We start from the raw sequence: 19,618 nt of genomic DNA, 5'->3' as shown, positions 1-19,618 counted from the left end.
GGCTCTTTTTTTGGGACGGTGGAGCGGCTGGCTCGTCTTTTCATTGAATCCTGAGAATTCAGGGCTCAGTGTCAGCCGCCCCGGCAACCCCGTGGCCATCCCAAAGAAGGCAGGAGTCATGAACAAGAGGTTTGGAGTCTGGGCCATCTCCCTCATCTTCACCGCGTCCCTTTGCGCGTGCGGCCCCGCCGAGGACGCCGACGTTTCCCCCGAGCCCGTCGCGCAGAGCGAAGAAGCGCTGTCGGGGGCGGGCTGGACCGTCCTCAAGGCCAGCGGCGCGGCGCCGATCCGCAGCATCGTCCGCCGCTCGGATGGGTGGCTGCTCGGCCCGCGCAGCAATGGACATGAGATCGAGGTCTGGGCGAGCAGCAACAACGGCGTGAGCTGGTTCCGCCATGGCTCCGTGGCCAACAACGCGTCCGTGGAATTCGGCGATGTGACGATGCTCCGCGTCCCCGGCACGAAGACCATCTTCTGCGCCTTCCGCGAGCACAGTAACGGGCAGTTCCGCGTCACCGTCACCCGGAGCGACAACGACGGCAACACCTGGGTCTACGACAGCACCGTCGTCGGACCCGTCTCCCGCTTCGTCGGCGCGCCGTTCCTCTTCATCCGCGGCAATGGCGACCTCCAGATCTATTACGACTCCGAGGAGCTGGCCGCGCAGAGGGGCTATCCCGGCCACCAGTGGATCGCCATGCAGGGCCGCACCGGGAAGACCGGCCCGTGGACCGCGTACGGCGTCGTGACCGTCGCGCGGGAGACGGCGGCCGGAGCGCTGTCGCGCGAGGGAATGCCCACCGTCGTGCAGCTCGGCGGGGATCGCCTCATGGTCGTCACCGAGGGCGTCGAGCCCTTCACGACGGGGGGTGTTCGCGCCAACGTCATCAATTCCATCCAGTCGTGGGACGGCGGGAGGACGTGGGACTACTCGCTGCGCCGCACCGTCTACCGGTCGCCCATCCACTCGGGCAGCGGGCGGCGCTACAACGCCTACGTGCCCTACGCCATCCGCGTGGGCAATGGCCCCGTGGGCGTCGCCTTCTGCACCGACGAGAACAAGGGCACGACGCCCGATCTCTCGAGCACGGCCCCGCATCTGCGGCAGTGCCACGTCGGGTACGTCAGCACGACCACGAGTTTCGAGACCTGGTCGGGCCCGAGCGCCATCTGGACCGGGAGCATCCGGAACTACACGCCCGGCCTGTTCGAGCGCAGCTCCAATGACGTCATCGTGACCATCGATGCGTTCGGCGGAAACCAGCGCGTGATGCGCAAGCCGTGAGCCCCTGCGGGCCGGGGAGCCAGGTGTCCGCCCCGGCCTGTAGACTCCGTCCATGCCCGACGAATACCGCTTCTACGTGGATGGACGTATTCCCGTGCTCAAGGTGCATGATGAGCCCCGGCCCGGACCGGCGGTGCTCGTCCTGCACGGGCTCGGCGCGAACGCGGATACCCAGCGCGGGGAGCTGAACGCGCTCGCCACCTGGGGCTTGAGCGCTGTCGGCGTGGACGCTCCGCACCACGGGGCCCGGCGCGATGGGTGGCTCGATGAGATGGAGAGGCTGGGTCCGCCCGAGTCCCATGCCCGCCTGCTTCACGCCATCCGCGAGGCGGCCCACGATGTCTCTCGGGTCATCGACCACGTCGTCTCCGAGGGCCACGGGCCCATCGGGCTCGCGGGCATCTCGTTCGGCGCGTACACGGCGCTGACCGTGGCGGCCAATGACTCGCGGGTGCGGGCCACGGTGTCGCTCCTCGGCTCGCCGGACTGGACTCCCCGGGAAGGGCCCATCACCGAGGAGATCCGCGGGCTGATGCACCACGCACCAGTCCACCGCCCGTGGGACTGCGCACGCCACCCGCTGTTCCTGCTCAACGCGAGCCGGGATGGCATCGTCCCGCCGCACTGGGCCCGCGACTTCGCCCGGACGATCTGGGCGTGGCACCCCGGGTTGCACGTCGAGCACTTCGAGTACCCGGAGTCGGACCACATGATGCGCCAGGAGGATTGGGACGATGCCTGGCGCCGGGCGCTCGGCTTCCTCCGGCGGAGCCTCTACGGGGAGTGACAGGCGGCCCAGGAGGAGAGGTCAGCTCAGCCACATCGCCAGCGTGGTGGTGAGCAGGAAGTCCAACAGGAAGATGGCGCCGCATCCGTGCACCACCGCGCCCGCCGCCGCCTGGCCCACCGCCCGGGCGCCTCCCCGGGCCCTCAGTCCCACCGCCGTCGACACCAGCGCGATCGCCAGCCCGAAGGCGCTCGTCTTCACCATGCCGCCCAGCACGTCCGTCGCGTGCAGCATCTGCTCGAAGCTGCCGAAGAAGGCCCGCACCGGCAGGCCCAGCGTGAAAAAGGCCGCCACCGCCTCGAAGACCACCGCCACCAGGAAGGTGAGGGCGGACAGGCTGGCCACGCTCACCGTCATCGCCACCACGCGCGGCGCCACCAGCACCGCGAACGGATCCAATCCAATTCCTCGCAGGCCCTCGAGCTGCCCGCCCACCTGCATCGTCGCCAGCTCCGCCGCGTTGCGCGCTCCCAGCCGCGCCGCCATCACCAGTCCCAACAGCAGCGGGCCGAACTCCCACAGCACCGCGTACCCCGCCGCCCACCCGAGGATTGCCCTCGCCCCGAAGCGCTCCACGTACAGCGACGTCTGCACCACCACCGTCGCCCCCGTCAGCGCCGCCGTCGCCAGCGCTAGCGGCAGCGAGCCCCAGCCGAACTGCACCAGCCCCCGCAGCAGCTCGCGGCGATCCATCCGCGCCAGCCCCAGCACCGTGCGCGCCAGCACCAGCGCCACCGTCCCCACGCCGCGCACCGCGCCCAGCGTCTCCTGACCGAGCCACGTCAGCGCCGCCGTCACGCGAGCGCCTCGTCCGTCCGCGTCTCCACCTCGGGGGCGGGCGGGCCGTCATGCACGAGCGCTCCGTCGCGCAGGTACAGCCAGCGCGAGAGGGAAAGCTCCGGCGGAACCTCGGGCGCGGCGACCACCAGCGAGCCGCTCCCGGCCACCTCCAGCAGCACCCGCGCCACCTGCCGCGCCGTGCCGGGATCCAACCCCGCGAAGGGATCATCCGCCAGCAGCACCGAGGGGCTCGCCGCCAGCGCGCGTGCGATGCCGGCCCGCTTTCGCATGCCGCCGGACAGCCGCTCGGGCAGGGTGTCCGCGGCCTCCGCGAGGCCCACCGCGCGCAGCACCTCGTCCGCGCGGGCCTCCGCCTCCTCGCGAGGCACCCGCCGGCGCTCCAGGGGCAGCAGCACGTTGCGGCGCACCGTCAGTGAGTCGAACAGGGCATCCGTCTGGAACACCATGCCGAATGCCGCCTGGCGCGCGCGCTTCTCCGCGGGCGCCATCCGGGCCACGTCCTCGCCATTCCAGAGGACCTGTCCGCTGGCCGGAGTCACCAGCCCCGCGAGCGCCTTGAGCAGCGTCGTCTTGCCCGCGCCCGAGCGCCCCAGGACGAGCACCCGGCTGCCGGGCGGAAGGGTGCACGCCACCTCCCGGAGGAGGGCCCGTCCACCCTGCCGGATCGAGAGCCTGTCGGCGCGCAGCTCCATGTCAGCCCGGGCTCAGGGCGCGCCCCAGCGCACCAGCGTGCCACCCTGTCCCGCGGCCCACTGCTCCAGGGGACTGATGGCGTCGAGCGACAGGAGCACCTGGCTCTGCGGGTAGGGCTCGCTCCAGGCCGTGCCGTCGAAGCGGTGGAGGTACGTGCCGCTCTTGTTGGAGAGCACGTAGAGGGCGTTGGGGTGGAAGGCGGCCACGTCCAGCAGCTCCAGCGCGCCACCGGGGGACGGCAGCTTGCGCCACGTCCCTTCCTTGCGCTCGAGCACCAGGCCGTGCTCGCCCACCGCGTAGGCCAGCGCTCCGTCCACCACGGACACGCCGCGCAGGTAGCCCGTGCCCGTGTCCTCCGGCAGCTCCTCGCGAACCCAGGCCTCCGCGAACGTGAGGAGGCGGAAGGCGCGGGGCAGGGGAGCGGCGCCGGGCTGGAAGTCCTCGGCGCCCACGGCGAGCAGCGTGTCCGGGCCCAGGCCGTGCACGCTCCGCAGGTTCGCCGCCAGGCGCGTCATCACCACCGGGGTGCTGCTCGTCGTCTCCCGCCACTCCCAGCGCAGCACGTGGCCGCTGCTCGTCACCGCGTACACCGTGGTGGTGCCGCTCCGCTCGTAGCCCACGATGCCGGTGACGGTGCCCGGCACTCCGCTCACCACGCCCGTGGTGCACCCGGAGCCCGTGACCCCGGTGGTGGCGAGCGTGCCCTCCGCCGAGCCGATGAAGACGCGTCCGTCGCTCGGCCGGGCCCAGGCCACCTTCCAGTCATTCGCGGTCCCGCACACCCCCGTGGCCTCCGTTACCGTGGAGCCGCTCACGTGCGCGAGCCAGCCGTCCGGGCCCGCGAGCCACGCCTTCCCCGGCGCGTACGTCGTCACCGCCTCCCACGCCGTGCTCCAGAGGGCCCGCGTCGTCCAGGCGTTCGTCGCGCAAACGCCCTCGTCCACGAGTCCATCGCAGTCGTTGTCCAGCCGGTCGCACACCTCGGCGCCGCCGATGAAGCGCGAGGTGTCATCGCAGTCCTCCGCGACGTCCTTCGCGCCCGTGGGCGCCTCGCAGGCCAGGGCCGCCACCGTGCCGGCGAGCCCGTCTCCGTCTCCGTCCGCGTACCACGTCACCGGCGTCGCCGAGCTGTCGCACGCCACGCCGAATCCACCCTCGCCGCACACCCGGACGCCCGCGCAACCGAGCCTCCGTCTCGCACGCGGAGCCCAGGAGGAACTGCTCGTCCACCCTGCCGTCGCAGTTGTCGTCCTTCCCGTCGCAGCGCAACTCGAACGCGGCCGGGTGCACGGTCCAGTCCGTGTCGTCGCAGTCCCCGGGCTCCAGTGCCGTACCCGCGGGCTGCGTGCAGGCCATCACCACCCGGGAGAGATCTCCGTGCCCGTCGCCGTCCGCGTCCACGTAGTAGCCGCGCTTGCCGGAGGCGTCCTCCTCGTCGCCGGAGCAGTTGCTGTCCTTGCCGTCACACGTCTCCGGGGCGCCGGGGTACACGGTGGCGTCGGTGTCGTCGCAGTCCGTGCCCTTGCCGGACGCGCTCGCCTTGACGAAGCCGTCTCCATCCAGGTCCTCCGCGCGCAGGTCCAGGTACACCGCCGTGGTGCCGCTCGGGGGGACTTCCACCTGCCGCGTGCTCGTGGCCACCTCCGGCCCCGAGCACGAGCCCTCGTGCGCGCTCGCGATCACCTGCAGGCGGCGGCTCCAGTCCGGCTTGCGGAAAACAGCTACCGTCTTGGCGTCGCTGTTGCGATCCTCCACCGTGAGCTGTTGCGTCTCGGTGCGGCTCACATCCTCCGCGTCCAGTGCCGTCACAGTCAGGCAGCCCGGGTGGAACGTCGCGTAGAAGATTTCCACACGCACGGCTCCCGCCCCGGCCTCCGCCCCACGGCAACCGCACAGCGCCACCATTCCCAACGCCAGCAGGAATAAACGCATCGTTCGGGCATTCCCGGGCGCGCCGCGCCCCACTCGAAAAGTCTTCGTCCTTCTCCCCATTAGCCCGATGTGCGATGCAGCGTCCAGAGAGGTGGGTTCCCGTGATCGTGCTCGCTCGGGTCCTATGAATAAGAAATGGGGCCTGTCGTCCTACCCCGTCCCGGAACATCTCCCTTCGCCCGACCATGCATTTGATCCGTTCCGCCGTTGTCGTCCCCATGTGCGCCTGGCTCGCACTGTGTGTGCCCGAAGCGCGCGCGCAGGAGCTGCGGCCCGTCCCAGGGCCCGGAGCCGAGACTCCGTCCGCCACGCAGCCCGAGACTCCGCGGGAGCCGCTGACGCTGGAGCGCGCGGTGTCGCTGGCGGCCGAGCGCAATGAGACGGCGCTGTCGGCGCAGGCCCGCTCCGAGGCCGCCGAGGCACGTGTGGCCCGGGCCCGCGCCTTCTTCCTCCCGAGGCTCAACGTCGGCGCCACCTATACCCGCCGCCTGCAGGACGTGGTGCGCCGGGTGGGGGACGAGGAGGTGGTGATCCAGACGCGCAACGCCCTGTCCGGCAATGCCACGGCCTCCGTGCCCCTCTTCGACGCGCGCGGCTTTCCGCTCCTCCAGGCGGCGAGCCGGGATCGCGAGGCGACGAAGCTGGACGCGGTGGAGGCGCGCCGGCAGGTGTCCTTCCAGGCCGCCGACGCCTTCCTGTCCACGCTGGGCTTGCAGCAGGTGGCCCAGGCCGCCGAGCGCCGGCTCGCTTTCGCCCGGCAGTCGCTGGAGGAGGCGAAGGCCCGTGCCCAGGCTGGCCTGGCGAGCACCAACGACGTGACGCGCGCGCAGTTGGACGTGGCCATCGCGGAGGCGGATCTCGCTGACGCGGTGGGTCAAGCCGAGACGAGCCGGTTGGAGCTCGGCTACCTCCTGGTGGCGCCGGTGGAGGGCCCGCTGTCGGCGCCCGAGACGCTGCTGGGCGAGGCCTCGCGGCCCGCGGAGGCCTTCGCGCTGCTGGCCGAGGGCGCCCTGGAGCGCCGTCCGGACATCCTCTCGGCGAAGCTGCGGGTGGAGCAGCAGCAGGCGCTCGCGCGAGAGCCCCTGGCCCGGCTGTTCCCCACGCTGTCGGCCTCCGGGCAGTACAGCCTCACCAACGAGGCGGGCCTGTCGGGCCGCAACTGGAACGCCTTCGTGTCGGTGAACCTCGGCTGGTCGCTCTTCGACGGGGGCGAGCGCTACGCGGAGCGGCGGGAGCGGCTCGCGCTGGTGCGGATACAGGAGTTGGACGTGGCGGCGCGGACGCGGCGGGTGGACGTCTCGGTGGACCGGGCGAACGTGGCGCTGCGCACCGCCCAGGCCGCGCTGAACCGGGGGCAGGTGGCCTTCGACGCCGCCCGCCAGAACGCGGAGGAGACGAGCATCCTCTATCGCCAGGGGATTGCATCGTCCCTGGCGTTGAGCGATGCGCAGGTGAGGCAGTTCGAGGCCGAGGTGGCGCTTGCCCGGGCTCGCTATGCATTGGGCACCGCGCTCCTGGAGCTGCGGGCCGCCGTCGGACTCGATCCGCTGGGGAAGGAGCCGTAAGTGAAGATGCGTGTGGTGACGATGGCACTGGGCGCCGTGCTCGCCCTGGGGACGGGGTGTGGCAAGCCGGCGGGAGGTGCCCCGGCGGCCCAGGAGGGCGGCAAGGGGGGAGGCAAGGGCGGTGGCCGCGGACCCATCCAGTTCCCCGTGGAGGTGCGGCCCGTGGAGTCGCGCGACGTGGAGTACGTCGTCTCCGCGGTGGGCTCGGTGGAGGCCTTCGAGCAGGTGCAGATCACCGCGCGCGTGGCGGGCGTGGTGGAGCAGGTGCGCTTCATGGAAGGCCAGTCGGTGAAGAAGGGCGAGGTGCTCGCGGAGATCGAGCCCACGCGCTACAGCATCGCGGTGCGCTCGGCGCAGGCGGCGCTGGAGAAGGCGCAGGCCTCGAAGGCCGAGGCGGAGGCGGCGGCCGGGCGGCGCACGGCGGCCAACGAGGCGAGGCCGGGGCTGCTGCCGGCCGAGCAGATCGACACCGCGGAGGCCCGGGCGCGCACCGCCGCGGCGGATGCGAGCGCGGCGCGGGCGGCGGTGGAGCAGGCCGAGCTGAACCTGCGGGACGCGTACGTGAAGGCGCCCATGGCGGGGGTGCTGCAGACGCGCACGGTGCAGACGGGGCAGTACGTGCAGCCGGGCACGGTGCTGGCCACGCTGCTGCGGCGCGAGCCTCTGCTCCTGCGCTTCGCCGTGCCCGAGGCGGACGTGGCGCGGCTGAAGCCGGGCATGCCGGCGCGCTTCACGGTGCGCTCGGACTCGCGCACGTACACGGGGAAGATCAGCTACGTGGCGGACGCGGCGGATGCGGCCAGCCGCATGGTGAAGGTGACGGTGGAGGTGGGCGGAGAGGAGGCCAAGGCCCTGCGGCCGGGCTCCTTCGCCACGGTGTCGGTGCCGGTGGAGACGGCGAAGGGGGCTCCGGTCATCCCCCAGACGGCGGTGCGCCCCAGCGATCGCGGCTTCCTGGCCTTCGTGGTGCAGGACGGCAAGGCGCGCGAGCGCGTGGTGGAGCTGGGCCTGCGCACGGCGGATGGGCTCGTGGAGGTGCGCGAGGGCCTCAAGCCCGGCGAGCAGCTCGTGGTGCGTGGCGGAGAGGCGCTCAAGGACGGAGCCGGGGTCCGGATCTCCGAGGCTCCCAAGCCCGCCTTCACCGGTGAGCCGCGCCAGGAAGTGGATGCGAGCGCGGGAGGCTCGGGCCGATGAGCATCACGGATGTCTGCATCAAGAAGCCCGTCTTCGCGTGGATGCTGATGGCGGCGACCATCGTCTTCGGACTGGTGGCGTCCCAGCGCATCGGCATCAGCCAGTACCCGGACGTGGACTACCCCGTCATCGGTATCAACGTGACGTGGGAGGGAGCCTCTCCGGAAGCGGTGGAGAACGACATCATCGAGCCGCTCGAGGAAGCGGCGATGCAGGTGGAGGGCGTCAAGGCCATCACCTCCCGCTCGGGCCAGGGCGGGGGCAGCATCTCGGTGGAGTTGGATCTCTCGCGCAACGTGGACCAGGCGCTTCAGGACGTGACGTCCAAGGTGAGCCAGGCGCAGCGGCGGCTGCCGCGGGACATCGATCCGCCCGTCATCTCCAAGAGCAACCCGGAGGATCAGCCCATCATGTGGCTGGGGGTGTCCGGGCCCTTCTCGCAGCAGTTCCTCGCCGACTTCACGCGCTACCGGGTGAAGGAGGTGCTGCAGACGGTGCCGGGCGTGGGCGAGGTGACGCTGGGCGGCTCGCTGGAGCGCAACGTGCGCATCTGGGTGGACGCGGAGAAGCTGGACGCGCGGGGGCTCACCGTCGCCGATCTCATCGCCGCGTTGCAGCGTGAGCACGTGGAGCTGCCCGCGGGCCGCATCGAGACGGAGGGCCGCGAGGTCAACGTCCGCGTCATGGGCGAGGCGTTGGATCTGGAGACGCTGCGCCAGTTGGTGGTGCGCGAGGGCAACGGCTCTCCCGTCTACCTGTCCGACGTGGCGCTGGTGGAGGACGGCTTCGAGGACGTGCGCCGCATGGCCCGGGTGGACGGCCAGCCCGCGCAGGGGCTCGGCATCCGCAAGCAGCGTGGCGCCAACGCGGTGGCCGTGGCGCAGGGCGTGCGCGCGAAGCTGGACGAGCTGCGGAAGGACGCGCCCGAGGGCATGGATCTGGGCGTCAACTTCGACTCCACCCGCTTCATCGAGGAGAGCGTCCATGAGATCGAGTTCGAGCTGCTGCTGGCCTGCCTGCTGACGGCGCTGGTGTGCTGGGCGTTCCTCGGCTCGCTCTCCAGTACGTTCAACGTGATCCTCGCCATCCCCATGTCGCTGCTGGGCACGGTGGCGGTCATCTACTTCCTGGGCTTCACCCTCAACACCTTCACGCTGCTGGGCCTGTCACTGGCGGTGGGCATCGTGGTGGATGACGCCATCATGGTGATGGAGAACATCTTCCGGCACGCGGAGGAGGGGAAGCCCCGGGCGCAGGCGGCGAGCGAGGGCACGCGGGAGATCACCTTCGCGGCGCTGGCGGCCACGCTGGCGGTGGTGGCCATCTTCATCCCCGTCATCTTCATGCAGGGGGTGATCGGCAAGTTCTTCCTCCAGTTCGGCGTGACGCTGTGCGTGGCGGTGCTGCTGTCCTATGTGGAGGCCATCACCCTGGCGCCGGCGCGGTGCGCGCAGCTCCTCAAGACGGGCCGCGAGAACCGCGGCCGGGTGGGCCTGGCGGTGGATCGGGCCTTCACGTGGCTGGAGCACCACTACGGGAAGGTGCTGGCGCGGGGGCTGGCGCGGCCCTGGTGGGTGCTGGGCGGCGCGCTGGCGCTGCTGGCGCTCTCCGGCTTCGCCTTCAAGAGCCTGTCGAGCGAGTTCGTCCCCTCGCAGGATCAGGGCCGCATCATGGTGCGGCTGCAGACGGCGGTGGGCAGCACGGTGGAGGAGACGGACCGGCTCTTCCTGAGGGCCGAGGAGTTCCTGAGCAACCGGCCCGAGGTGACGCGCCTGTTCGCGGTGGTGGGCGGCGGCGGCAGCGGGGTGAACGGCGGCATGCTGTTCGTCACCCTGGTGCCCCAGGACGAGCGCATGACGATGGCCGAGTTCAACCAGGTCATCCGCAAGGAGCTCAACTCGTACCCCGGCCTGCGCGCGGTGGTGATGGATCTGTCGCAGAGCGGCTTCACCGGCTCGCGCGGCTTCCCGGTGGAGTTCAGCGTGCGGGGCGCGGACTGGGAGCGGCTCATCGAGTCCAGCACGGATCTGCGCGAGCAGCTCCAGGCGAGCGGCAAGGTGGTGGACCTGGACACGGACTACCAGTTGGCCATGCCGGAGCTGCGGATCACCCCGGACCGGGCGCGCGCCGCGGACCTGGGGGTGTCCATGCAGGACGTGGGCTCCACCCTCAACGCCCTGGTGGGCGGGGTGCGCGTGGGCCGGTACAGCACCGGCGGGCGCCGCATCGACGTGCGGCTGCGCCTCATGAAGGATCAGCGCTCGCGGCCGGAGGATCTGTCCATCTTGAAGGTGCGCACCGGCTCCGGCGAGCTGGTGCCGCTCTCCTCGCTGGTGACGCAGGAGGAGCGTCCGGCGCTCCAGGCCATCACCCGCAAGGACCGGGAGCGCGCCATCAGCGTCTTCGCCAACGTGGCCCCCGGCGCCACCCAGCAGGAGGCGATGGAGACGGTGCAGAAGCTGGCGAAGGAGCTGCCCGGCGGCACGCGCGTGGTGTTCGGCGGCTCCAGCGTGGCCTTCCAGGAGTCCATGGACAGCCTCCTCTTCGCCCTCTTCCTGGGCATCGGGGTGGCCTACATGGTGCTGGCCTCGCAGTTCAACTCGTTCCTCCACCCCGTGACGGTGCTCACCATCCTCCCGCTGTCGGTGGCGGGAGCGGCCTTCGCGATGTGGGGCACCAACACGACGCTCAACATCTTCAGCATGATCGGCCTGCTGCTGTTGATGGGCATCGTGAAGAAGAACTCCATCATCCTGGTGGACTACGCGCTGCTGCAGCGCGAGCAGGGCGCGAACGCGGTGGACGCCATGCAGCGGGCGGGACCGGTGCGCCTGCGGCCCATCCTCATGACGTCGCTGGCGACGATGATGGCGGCGGTGCCCGCGGTGCTGGCGCTGGGCGCGGGCAGCGAGACGCGCGCGCCCATGTCCGTGGCCGTGCTGGGAGGCCTCTCGGTGTCCACCGTGCTCAGCCTGCTGGTGGTGCCCGCCTTCTACGTGGTGGCGGACCGGATGAAGGTGCGGTTGGATCGGTTCCGCGGCCGCTCCGGGGACTCCGACGAGCATGACGCGGGCTCCGGTGGCGAGGCCCCGCCCGTCACCGAGGCCGACAAGCCCCGGCTCGCGGGGAGCTGAACGTGTCGTGGATTCGCGGGCCCCTCGTGGATTTTTGAGGGGTCCGCGGGCCTCGAGGCCCCTGATGTCGCGGGGTTGACGTTCGGCCGGTTGCTTGCAAAGCCCTCCGGGTTTCCCTCAAGGGGGTATGCATGCGTCACGCGGTGGTGTTCGGCGCGCTGGTGGCCGTGGGGTTGCTGTCCGCACCCAGGGCCGAGGCGTGCGGTGGTTTCTTCTGTGCCCAGGCGCCCATCGATCAGGCCGGAGAGCGCATCGTCTTCGGCGTCAGCGGCAACTCGGTCGAGGCCCACATCCAGATCCAGTACGCGGGTGAGGCGGAGAAGTTCGCCTGGGTGGTGCCGGTGCAGGCCAGGCCCACGCTGAGCCTGGGGTCGGCGCAGCTCTTCACGTACCTGGACGGCGTGACGCAGCCGCGCTTCCAACTCCAGTGGGAGCCGTCGTGCCAGCCCCTCTTCCCGGGACCCATCTTCTCGCCGCCGATGGAGGACGCCGCCCCGGGCTCGGCGGGCGGGGACGGTGGAGTCGTGGTGGTGGGGCGCGAGGACGTGGGGCCCTATGACGCGGCCACCCTCACCGCGGACGACGCGGTGGCGCTGCGCACCTGGCTGACCACCAACGGCTACGACATCCCCGAGGCGGCCGGGGACGCGCTGTCTCCGTACGTGGGCAACGGCTACTACTTCGTGGCGCTCAAGCTGCGGCAGGACAAGGACGTGGGAGATCTGCGGCCCATCGTGCTGAAGTTCGAGGGCAACCGCCCCTGCGTGCCCATCCGCCTCACGGCGATCGCGGCGCGCCCGGACATGCCCATCATCGCCTACGTGCTGGCGGAGAAGCGCGCCATCCCGCTGAACTACCGGCACGTCCTCATCAACCCCACGCGCGTGGACTGGCTGGGGGGCGGCCGCAACTACCCGATGGTGGCCACCGAGGCGGTGGACGAGGCGGGAGGCCACGCGTTCCTCACCGAGTTCGCCGGGAGCGCCACGACGTTCGCGCAGAACTTCGCGCAGGGCGCTGGCCGCAACTATGACACCCAGATGCTCGCGGGCATCGCGCACCCGGTGGACTTCACCCAGGCGATGCTCACCCAGGGCTTCCTGGGGGACACCGCGGTGCAGGGCCTGCTGCGCAAGTACATCCCCATGCCGGCCTCGCTCGTGCCGCGCGTGCCGGAGTCCCAGTTCTACAACTCCATGTGGAGCTACCGGGCCGACATCGACTCGGATCCGGGACGGCCGGCCTTCGATGCGCGGGGCTTCGCGCAGGAGCTGGAGACGCAGGTGGTGCAGCCGCTGAAGGGGGCCATCTCCCTGCTCAACGCCCACCCGTACCTCACGCGGCTCTACACCACCATGTCCGCCCAGGAGATGACGGTGGATCCGGACTTCGACTTCAACTCGGACGCGCCGGACGTCTCCAACGTCTTCACCGCGAAGGCCCGCTTCCAGAGCTGCCAGGAGGACTTCTCGAAGCGCGAGGTGCGCATCGAGCTGCCGGATGGGCGCTTCTTCTTCACGAAGTTCAACCAACCCATCACCCAGGGCCCGAGCGCCGAGCGCGTGGAGCAGTACAGCGAGGTGGGTGCGCCCGCCGTCATCCAGGACAACAGCCCCGTCATCCTGGGGGTCATCCAGAATCTGGGAGGCGGGCTGGCCGGGCAGGGCTGTGGCTGCGGTGCCACGGACGCGGGCTCGGTGGCCCTGCTGACCCTGGTGTTCGGCGCGTGGAGCCTGCGCCGCCGCCGCTAACTCCCCCTCCCTCCGGGAGAGAGGTTCTCCCGGGGGTCACTTCGCCGAGTGGACATCCTTCGCGTACTGCACGAGGGCCTCCTCGGCCTCGGGCCCCGTCCACCCGAGCGGCACCATGCGCTCCAGCTTCTTCCCGTTCACCGAGACGATGAAGTAGCGATCGCAGCGATCGCCCTCGCCATAGGAGATGCCCAGCCGCAGGCCGAGCTGCCGCGCCCGGGTTTCGAGCCGGGCCGTGGTGGAGGTCGAATAGAAGCGGGGGAGGATGAGCACGCCTCCGCTTCAACCAGAAGCCGTGGCCTCATTGAAGGACCACCTGGGGCGTCACCTCCTGGGGCCACCCTGTAGGGTGGGCTGGCTCACGGGCGGCGCTTCTTCGCCAGCCAGCGGCTCACCCGCACCTTCCCGAAGCGTCTGCCGAACAGGTACCAGGTGAAGACGGCTCCGAAGATCGCCGCTGACAGGGCGATGCCCAGCAGGCCCAGCACCGGCAGGCCGTGGTACTGCCACGGCGTCTGCGCGAACGAGATGAACGCTCCCACGATGAGCCCGCATGCGCACAGGCCCATGAACATCACGATCGCCGCGCTGCGCAGGTTGTCGTTGAGCTTGTCGAACTGCTCGGCCCGCACCGTCACGCTGAACTTCCCCGACTCCAGGTCCAGCAGGATCTGCGAGAGCTGCGTGGGCAGATCCTGGGCCAGGGACTGGAAGCGGAGCAGCGTGCGCATCAGCCCGCCCTGGAGCTGGCTCGGATCATACCGGTCCGCCAGGAGCTCCTTGGCGTACGGCATCGCCACCTCGAGGATGTTCAGGTCCGGGTACAGGGTGCGCAACATGCCCTCGGTGGACACCGAGGCCCGGCTCAGCAGCGCGTACTCCTTGGGAATGCGGATCCGGTATTTCACCGCCAGGTCCAACAGCTCGCGCATGAGGCTGCGCGCGTCCACCTGGCCCAGCGTCATGGGCAGGTGCCTGCCGAGCAGCCCTTCGATGTCGTTGCGGAAGCCCACCAGGTTGGCCCGGGCGTCCGGCACGCCCACGCGGTAGAGGATGCGCGCCACCGATTCGCTGTCCTTGAGCGCCACGGCCAGCGCGAGCATCACCAGCGTCTCCTGCATGGCGCGCGACAGCCGGCCCACCACCCCGAAGTCCAGCAGCGCCAGCCGGTTGCCCTCGAGCACCAGGAGGTTGCCCGGGTGGGGATCTCCGTGGAAGAGCCCGTCCTCGAAGAGCTGCCGGAAGCTCGCGTCCAGGAGGTGGCCCGCCACCTCCCGCCGGTCCTCCGGAGACAGCTCCGCCTGGTTGATCTTCACCCCGCGGACGAACTCCATGGTCAGCACCGTGCGGCTGCTGAGCGCGTCGTACACGCGCGGAATCTTCATGTACGGCCGGTTGCGGTTGTTCTCGAGGAAGGCCCGGATGTTCGAGGCTTCGTGCACGAAGTCCAGCTCCTCGTGGATGGCCCGGTCGAACTCGTCGATGATGCCGGTGGGCGAGTAGATGCCCGTCTCCTCCACCACCGCCTCCAGCAGCCTCGCCAGCGAGCGCAGCACCACCAGGTCCGAGTCGATCTGCTCGGAGATGCCCGGCCGCTGCACCTTCACCACCACCTCCTCGCCCTCCAGCGTCACTGCCCGGTGCACCTGGGCGATGGAGGCCGCCGCCAGCGGCTGGGGATCGATCTGCTTGAAGAGCGAGTCCGCCTCGCTGCCCAGCGACTCGCGGATCTGCGAGTACACCTGTTCGAGCGGGAAGGGCTCCACATGGTCCTGCAGCGTGGACAGCTCCTCGATGTACTCGGCGGGCAGCAGGTCGGCGCGCGTGGAGAGGATCTGCCCCAGCTTCACGAAGGTGGGGCCGAGATCATTGAGCAACATCCGGAAGCGGCGCGCGGTGGAGGCGCGCTGGGCCTCGGGGGAGACCTCCACCTTCTCCCGCCGCCCGAGCTGGCGCCACAAGCCCGCCCGCTCCAGCCACTCGCCGAAGCCGTGGCGCGCTGCGATGACCCCAATCTGCCGGACGCGGTTCAAATCCTGGAGGAGCACGGTGGCCGGCACCTTTCCACGGGGCCGGGCCGCCCGCAAACCCCAAGAGGCCCCGCTGGAGCCCGCTCAGGCCGCCTCGGAGGCGGGCGCGGAGGCGGGCTCCCCCTGGGGCCGGGGCATGGGTCCAAAACGCAACAACAGGTAGCCCACCACCGCGGACAGCAGGGAGCCGAGCAGGATGCCCAGCTTCGCCTCCGTGAGCAGCTCCGGCTCGTTGGCGAAGGCCAGTCCCGCCACGAACAGGGCCACCGTGAAGCCGATGCCGGCCACCACCGACACCCCGTGCACTTGCAGCGCCCGCGCCCGCCCCGGCATGTCCGACACCCCCGCCTTCACCGCCACCCAGGTGAAGAGGAAGATGCCCACCTGCTTGCCGACGAAGAGGCCGAGCACCACGCCCAGCGGCAGGGGCTTGAGCAGATCCGACAGGTGCATCCCCTCCAGGGAGATGCCCGAGTTGGCCAGGGCGAACAGCGGGACGATGGCGTACGCGGACCAGCCGTGCCACAGGTGCACGAAGCGGGTGAGCGGCGGCTCGATGTCCTCGAGCTGCTCCTCGATGTGCAGCAGCTGGTTGGTGCGCACGGACTCGTCCTCGGGCTCGCGCAGCAGCGTGCCGATGAAGCCGTGCAGCTCCTCCAGCACCTCCCGGCCACGGCGCACGGGCCGGGCGGGGATCATCATGCCCACGACCACGCCCGCGATGGTGGCGTGCACGCCGCCGTGGTGCATGGTGTACCAGAGCCCGCCGAGCAGCGCCGCGTACACCAGCCCGTTGCGCACGTAGAACTTGTTGCAGGCCGCGAGCACCACGGTGATGCCCAGCGCCGCCAGCAGCCACTCCACGTGCAGCCCGGTGCCGTAGAACATGGCGATGACGAGGATGCCGCCGATGTCGTCGAAGATGGCCAGCGCGGTGAGGAACACCACCAGCCCGTGGCTCACCCGGCCCTTGAGCAGGGTGAGGCAGCCGATGGCGAAGGCGATGTCCGTGGCCATGGGGATGGCCCACCCCTTGAGCGCCGGCGTGCCCGCGTTGAGCGCCACGTAGATGCCGGCCGGCACCACCATTCCGCCCACCGCCGCGATGAGCGGCAGCATGGCCTTGGACAGGGTGCGCAGCTCTCCGGCGGCCAGCTCCCGCTTGATCTCCATCCCCACCAGGAAGAAGAAGATCGTCATCAACCCGTCGTTGATGAATTCACGGACGGTGAAGTGGACGAGGGTGTTGCCCGTACCGAGGGCCAGGGAGGCATCGAAGATGCCCGTGTAGGTGCTGGCCCAGGGAGAGTTGGCCCAGACCATGGCCACCACGGCGCAGAGGGCCAGGAGGATGCCGCCGCTGGCTTCCAGCCTGAAGAACGCCTGGACGGGGGCGACGGCGGCCTTGAAGAGACGGGGGACGGGAACGGGCTGGACGGTGCTGGGGGGGGTCTCCATGGCGCGGCGAAGGTTGCCTTCCCGGGTGGATCGGGCCAACCGTTTTCGGAGGAGGTACTCACGATTTTTCCGGCCCGGGACGGCCGCATGTCAGGGGAGCATGCTAGCCATCAGCGGAGTAGGAAAGGGCGGGTGGACGGCAGAAGTCATGTGTTCTGTTGATCCGGAACCAGACGCATGACACAAGGGGCGGCGATGGGCGCGACGCAAGCGAAGGCAGGCAAGGGACACGGGGACGAGGCCGAGGCGCCGGTGGAGGCCACGGCCGAGCCGGCGGCGGGGGCGCGGGAGATTGGCGCGCTCACCCCGATGATGCGGCAGTACCTCGAGGTGAAGGCGCTCAACCCGGACGCCATCCTCTTCTTCCGGCTGGGGGACTTCTACGAGATGTTCTTCGAGGACGCGGTGCGCGCCTCGGAAGCTCTTGCAGATCACCCTCACGGCGCGGGCGAAGAACGCGGAGAAGGTGCCCATGGCGGGGGTGCCGTACCACTCGGCGCGCCGCTACATCGCGAAGCTGGTGGAGCACGGGCTGAAGGTGGCCATCTGCGAGCAGGTGGAGGAGGCGGGCAGCGGGCCGGGCCTCGTCCGGCGCGAGGTGACGCGCGTCATCACCCCCGGCATGGTGCTGGACGAGGAGGCGCTCGAGCCCCGGGCGAGCAACTTCCTGGCCGCGGTGTACCCGGGAGCGCAGGGCTTCGGGGCGGCGCTGTTGGAGGCCTCCACGGGCGAGTTCTTCAGCCTGGAGGCGGAGACCACGCAGGAGCTGGTGGAAGCGCTGGCCCGGGTGGAGCCGAGGGAGCTGCTGGTGCCCGAGGGGGAGAAGGACTCCCCGGACACGGCCTTCATCGTGTCGCGGTTGGCCCGGCCCCCGGCGGTGGCGGAGCTGGAGAAGGCGGCCTTCGAGCCCCAGCGGGCCACGATCTACCTGCGCGGTCACTTCGCGGTGCAGTCGCTGGAGGCCTTCGGGCTGCAGGACGCGCCCCTGGCCACCGGGGCGGCCGGCGCGGCGCTGCGCTACCTGAAGGACACGCAGAAGACGGCCGCCGCCCACGTGGACCGGCTCAGCCGGCACCACCGGGGCGTGCACCTCCTCATGGACGAGGCCTCCCGCTCCAACCTGGAGGTGCTGCGCACCCTGCGGGATGGGGGACGCAAGGGCTCGCTGCTGGGGGTGCTGGACAGGACGGCCACGGGACTCGGGGGGCGCAAGCTGGCCCGGTGGCTGGCCGCGCCCCTGTGCTCGCTGCCGGAGATCAACGCGCGGCTGGACGCGGTGGAGGAGCTGGCCCAGCGCAGCGTGTGGCGCGAGGAGATGACGAGCCTCCTGAAGGAGGTGGGCGACATCGAGCGGCTGTGCGGCCGGTTGTCGCTGGGAGCGGGCAACGCGCGTGACTTGAGGGCGCTGGGATTGTCGCTGGCGCAGCTGCCCCGGCTGGGGGCGGTGCTGGCGCGCTGCGAGTCGCCGCTGCTCAAGTCGCTGGCGGGGCCGCTCGGCGCGCTGCCGGAGCTGACGGAGCTGCTCCTGAGCGCGGTGGTGGACGAGCCGCCCACGGGCCTCAAGGAGGGCGGCTTCATCCGCCCGGGCTTCCACGCCGAGCTGGACAAGCTGGTGGAGCTGTCCACCTCCGGCAAGGACTTCCTGCTGAAGATTGAAATGCGGGAGCGGGAGCGGACGGGCATCAACTCGCTGAAGATCCGCTACAACAGGGTGTTCGGGTACTACCTGGAGGTGACGAAGGCGAACCTGCACCTGGTGCCCTCGGACTACATTCGCAAGCAGACGATGGTGGGGGCCGAGCGCTTCATTACTCCGGAAGCTCAAGGAGTACGAGGAGAAGGTGCTCACGGCGGAGGAGCGCCGGAGCACGCTGGAGCTGGAGCTCTTCGAGCAGTTGCGGGCGCAGGTGGTGAAGGAAGCGCCGCGGCTGCGCTCGGCGGCGGAGGCGGTGGCCACGGCGGATGCGTTGCTGTCCTTCGCGCGGTGCGCGGCCGAGTACGGCTACGTGCGGCCGGAGGTGGACGAGTCCGAGGTGCTCTCCATCACGGCCGGGCGCCACCCGGTGGTGGAGCGGATGCTGGGGGCGGGGGAGGCGTTCGTCCCCAACGACGTGAAGATGGACTCGGAGGACGCGCAGATCCTCGTCATCACGGGCCCCAACATGGCGGGCAAGAGCACGGTGATGCGGCAGGTGGCGCTGACGGTGCTGATGGCGCAGGCGGGCAGCTTCGTGCCGGCGGGCGCGGCGCGGATCGGCCTGTCGGATCGCATCTTCACGCGCGTGGGAGCGGCGGACAACCTGGCGCGAGGGCAGTCCACCTTCATGGTGGAGATGACGGAGACGAGCCACATCCTGCACCACGCCACTCGGCGCAGCCTGGTGGTGTTGGACGAGATTGGCCGAGGCACGTCCACCTACGACGGATTGTCGATCGCCTGGGCGGTGGCCGAGCACCTGCACGACAAGGTGGGGGCGAGGACGCTCTTCGCCACGCACTACCACGAGCTGGTGGACCTCCCCCGGGAGAAGCCCCGGGTGAAGAACATGTGCATCGCGGTGAAGGAGCAGGGCGGCAAGGTGCTCTTCCTGCGCAAGCTGGTGTCGGGAGGGGCCAACCGCTCCTACGGGATCGAAGTGGCGAGGCTCGCGGGGCTGCCGCCCGAGGTGGTGACGCGGGCGAGGGACATCCTGCAGAACCTCGAGTCCGGTGAGTTCGACGACAGCGGGCGGCCGAGGCTGGCGAGGCGGACGTCGTCGCGCGCGCCGTCGCCGGGGCAGTTGGGACTGTTCGGCGGCGCCGAGCCGGGGCCGAAGCTGGAGCCCTCGCACCAGAAGGTGCTGGAGGCGCTCCGGGGCGTGAAGGTGGACGAGACGACGCCGATGGAAGCGCTCAACCTGCTGGCGAAACTGCAACGTGAGCTGAAGTAGGGGAGGGCAATAGAGGGGGTGCTCCTGGAACGTGGTGCCCACGTCAGCAGGGTGGCCT

General features: G+C 70.5%; 12 protein-coding genes and 1 pseudogene. 7 read left to right on the top strand and 6 right to left on the bottom strand.

The window, feature by feature from the left end; genetic code table 11:
* Window positions 1-118 precede the first annotated feature (118 nt).
* Together ACN28I_RS07260 and ACN28I_RS07255 are read left to right on the top strand one after the other, a co-directional pair.
* On the top strand, window positions 119-1,285 hold the full coding sequence (locus ACN28I_RS07260; RefSeq protein ID WP_420941374.1) for a phage capsid protein: 1,167 nt from the start codon (window positions 119-121) through the stop codon (window positions 1,283-1,285).
* 52 nt (window positions 1,286-1,337) lie between these two features.
* Window positions 1,338-2,072: a dienelactone hydrolase family protein gene (locus ACN28I_RS07255; RefSeq protein WP_420941373.1), complete on the top strand. Its 735-nt coding sequence runs from the start codon at window positions 1,338-1,340 to the stop codon at window positions 2,070-2,072.
* Between the two features lie 21 nt (window positions 2,073-2,093).
* Here the strand turns inward: ACN28I_RS07255 and ACN28I_RS07250 are convergent, their stop codons facing one another.
* The 3 genes from ACN28I_RS07250 to ACN28I_RS07240 form a co-directional block, all read right to left on the bottom strand.
* Window positions 2,094-2,870: an MlaE family ABC transporter permease gene (locus ACN28I_RS07250; protein ID WP_420941372.1), complete on the bottom strand. Its 777-nt coding sequence runs from the start codon at window positions 2,868-2,870 to the stop codon at window positions 2,094-2,096.
* On the bottom strand, window positions 2,867-3,565 hold the full coding sequence (locus ACN28I_RS07245) for an ABC transporter ATP-binding protein (RefSeq protein ID WP_420941371.1): 699 nt from the start codon (window positions 3,563-3,565) through the stop codon (window positions 2,867-2,869). The genes ACN28I_RS07250 and ACN28I_RS07245 overlap by 4 nt, the downstream gene beginning before the upstream one ends.
* Before the next feature lie 1,009 nt (window positions 3,566-4,574).
* Window positions 4,575-5,498 carry a putative metal-binding motif-containing protein gene (locus tag ACN28I_RS07240; protein ID WP_420941370.1) on the bottom strand — a complete coding sequence of 308 codons (924 nt, stop codon included), beginning with the start codon at window positions 5,496-5,498 and terminating at the stop codon, window positions 4,575-4,577.
* Window positions 5,499-5,683: 185 nt separating this feature from the next.
* On the opposite strand from ACN28I_RS07240, the gene ACN28I_RS07235 reads away from it, so the two are divergent.
* The 4 genes from ACN28I_RS07235 (at window position 5,684) to ACN28I_RS07220 (ending at window position 13,142) form a co-directional block, all read left to right on the top strand.
* The gene (locus tag ACN28I_RS07235; protein WP_420941369.1) at window positions 5,684-7,063 is read left to right on the top strand and encodes a TolC family protein; all 1,380 of its coding nucleotides are present in this window, start codon (window positions 5,684-5,686) and stop codon (window positions 7,061-7,063) included.
* Window positions 7,064-7,069: 6 nt separating this feature from the next.
* Window positions 7,070-8,257, top strand: a complete 1,188-nt coding sequence (locus tag ACN28I_RS07230) for an efflux RND transporter periplasmic adaptor subunit (RefSeq protein ID WP_420948587.1) — start codon at window positions 7,070-7,072, stop codon at window positions 8,255-8,257.
* Complete coding sequence (locus ACN28I_RS07225; protein ID WP_420941368.1) at window positions 8,254-11,391, top strand: efflux RND transporter permease subunit; 3,138 nt, start codon at window positions 8,254-8,256, stop codon at window positions 11,389-11,391. Before ACN28I_RS07230 ends, ACN28I_RS07225 begins: the two co-directional genes overlap by 4 nt.
* A 131-nt stretch (window positions 11,392-11,522) precedes the next feature.
* Entirely contained in the window at window positions 11,523-13,142 is a 1,620-nt protein-coding gene (locus ACN28I_RS07220) for a DUF2330 domain-containing protein (RefSeq protein WP_420941367.1), read from the top strand.
* Between the two features lie 36 nt (window positions 13,143-13,178).
* Here the strand turns inward: ACN28I_RS07220 and ACN28I_RS07215 are convergent, their stop codons facing one another.
* The 3 genes from ACN28I_RS07215 to nhaA all read right to left on the bottom strand — a co-directional run bounded on the left by ACN28I_RS07215 (window position 13,179) and on the right by nhaA (window position 16,630).
* Window positions 13,179-13,415, bottom strand: a complete 237-nt coding sequence (locus tag ACN28I_RS07215; protein ID WP_420941366.1) for a hypothetical protein — start codon at window positions 13,413-13,415, stop codon at window positions 13,179-13,181.
* Window positions 13,416-13,501: 86 nt separating this feature from the next.
* Complete coding sequence (locus ACN28I_RS07210) at window positions 13,502-15,190, bottom strand: ABC1 kinase family protein (RefSeq protein ID WP_420941365.1); 1,689 nt, start codon at window positions 15,188-15,190, stop codon at window positions 13,502-13,504.
* Window positions 15,191-15,256: 66 nt separating this feature from the next.
* Window positions 15,257-16,630 carry a Na+/H+ antiporter NhaA gene (gene nhaA, locus ACN28I_RS07205; protein ID WP_420941364.1) on the bottom strand — a complete coding sequence of 458 codons (1,374 nt, stop codon included), beginning with the start codon at window positions 16,628-16,630 and terminating at the stop codon, window positions 15,257-15,259.
* A 309-nt stretch (window positions 16,631-16,939) separates the two neighbouring features.
* On the opposite strand from nhaA, the pseudogene mutS reads away from it, so the two are divergent.
* Window positions 16,940-19,560: pseudogene (gene mutS, locus ACN28I_RS07200) on the top strand (DNA mismatch repair protein MutS).
* The last annotated feature ends 58 nt before the right edge of the window (window positions 19,561-19,618 follow it).

The sequence above is a fragment of the Archangium gephyra genome (genome assembly GCF_049060025.1).
GTDB classification, from domain to species: domain Bacteria; phylum Myxococcota; class Myxococcia; order Myxococcales; family Myxococcaceae; genus Archangium; species Archangium gephyra_A.
Note: the sequence above shows the minus strand (reverse complement) of the source record. Positions and strands in the feature narration are given on the sequence as shown.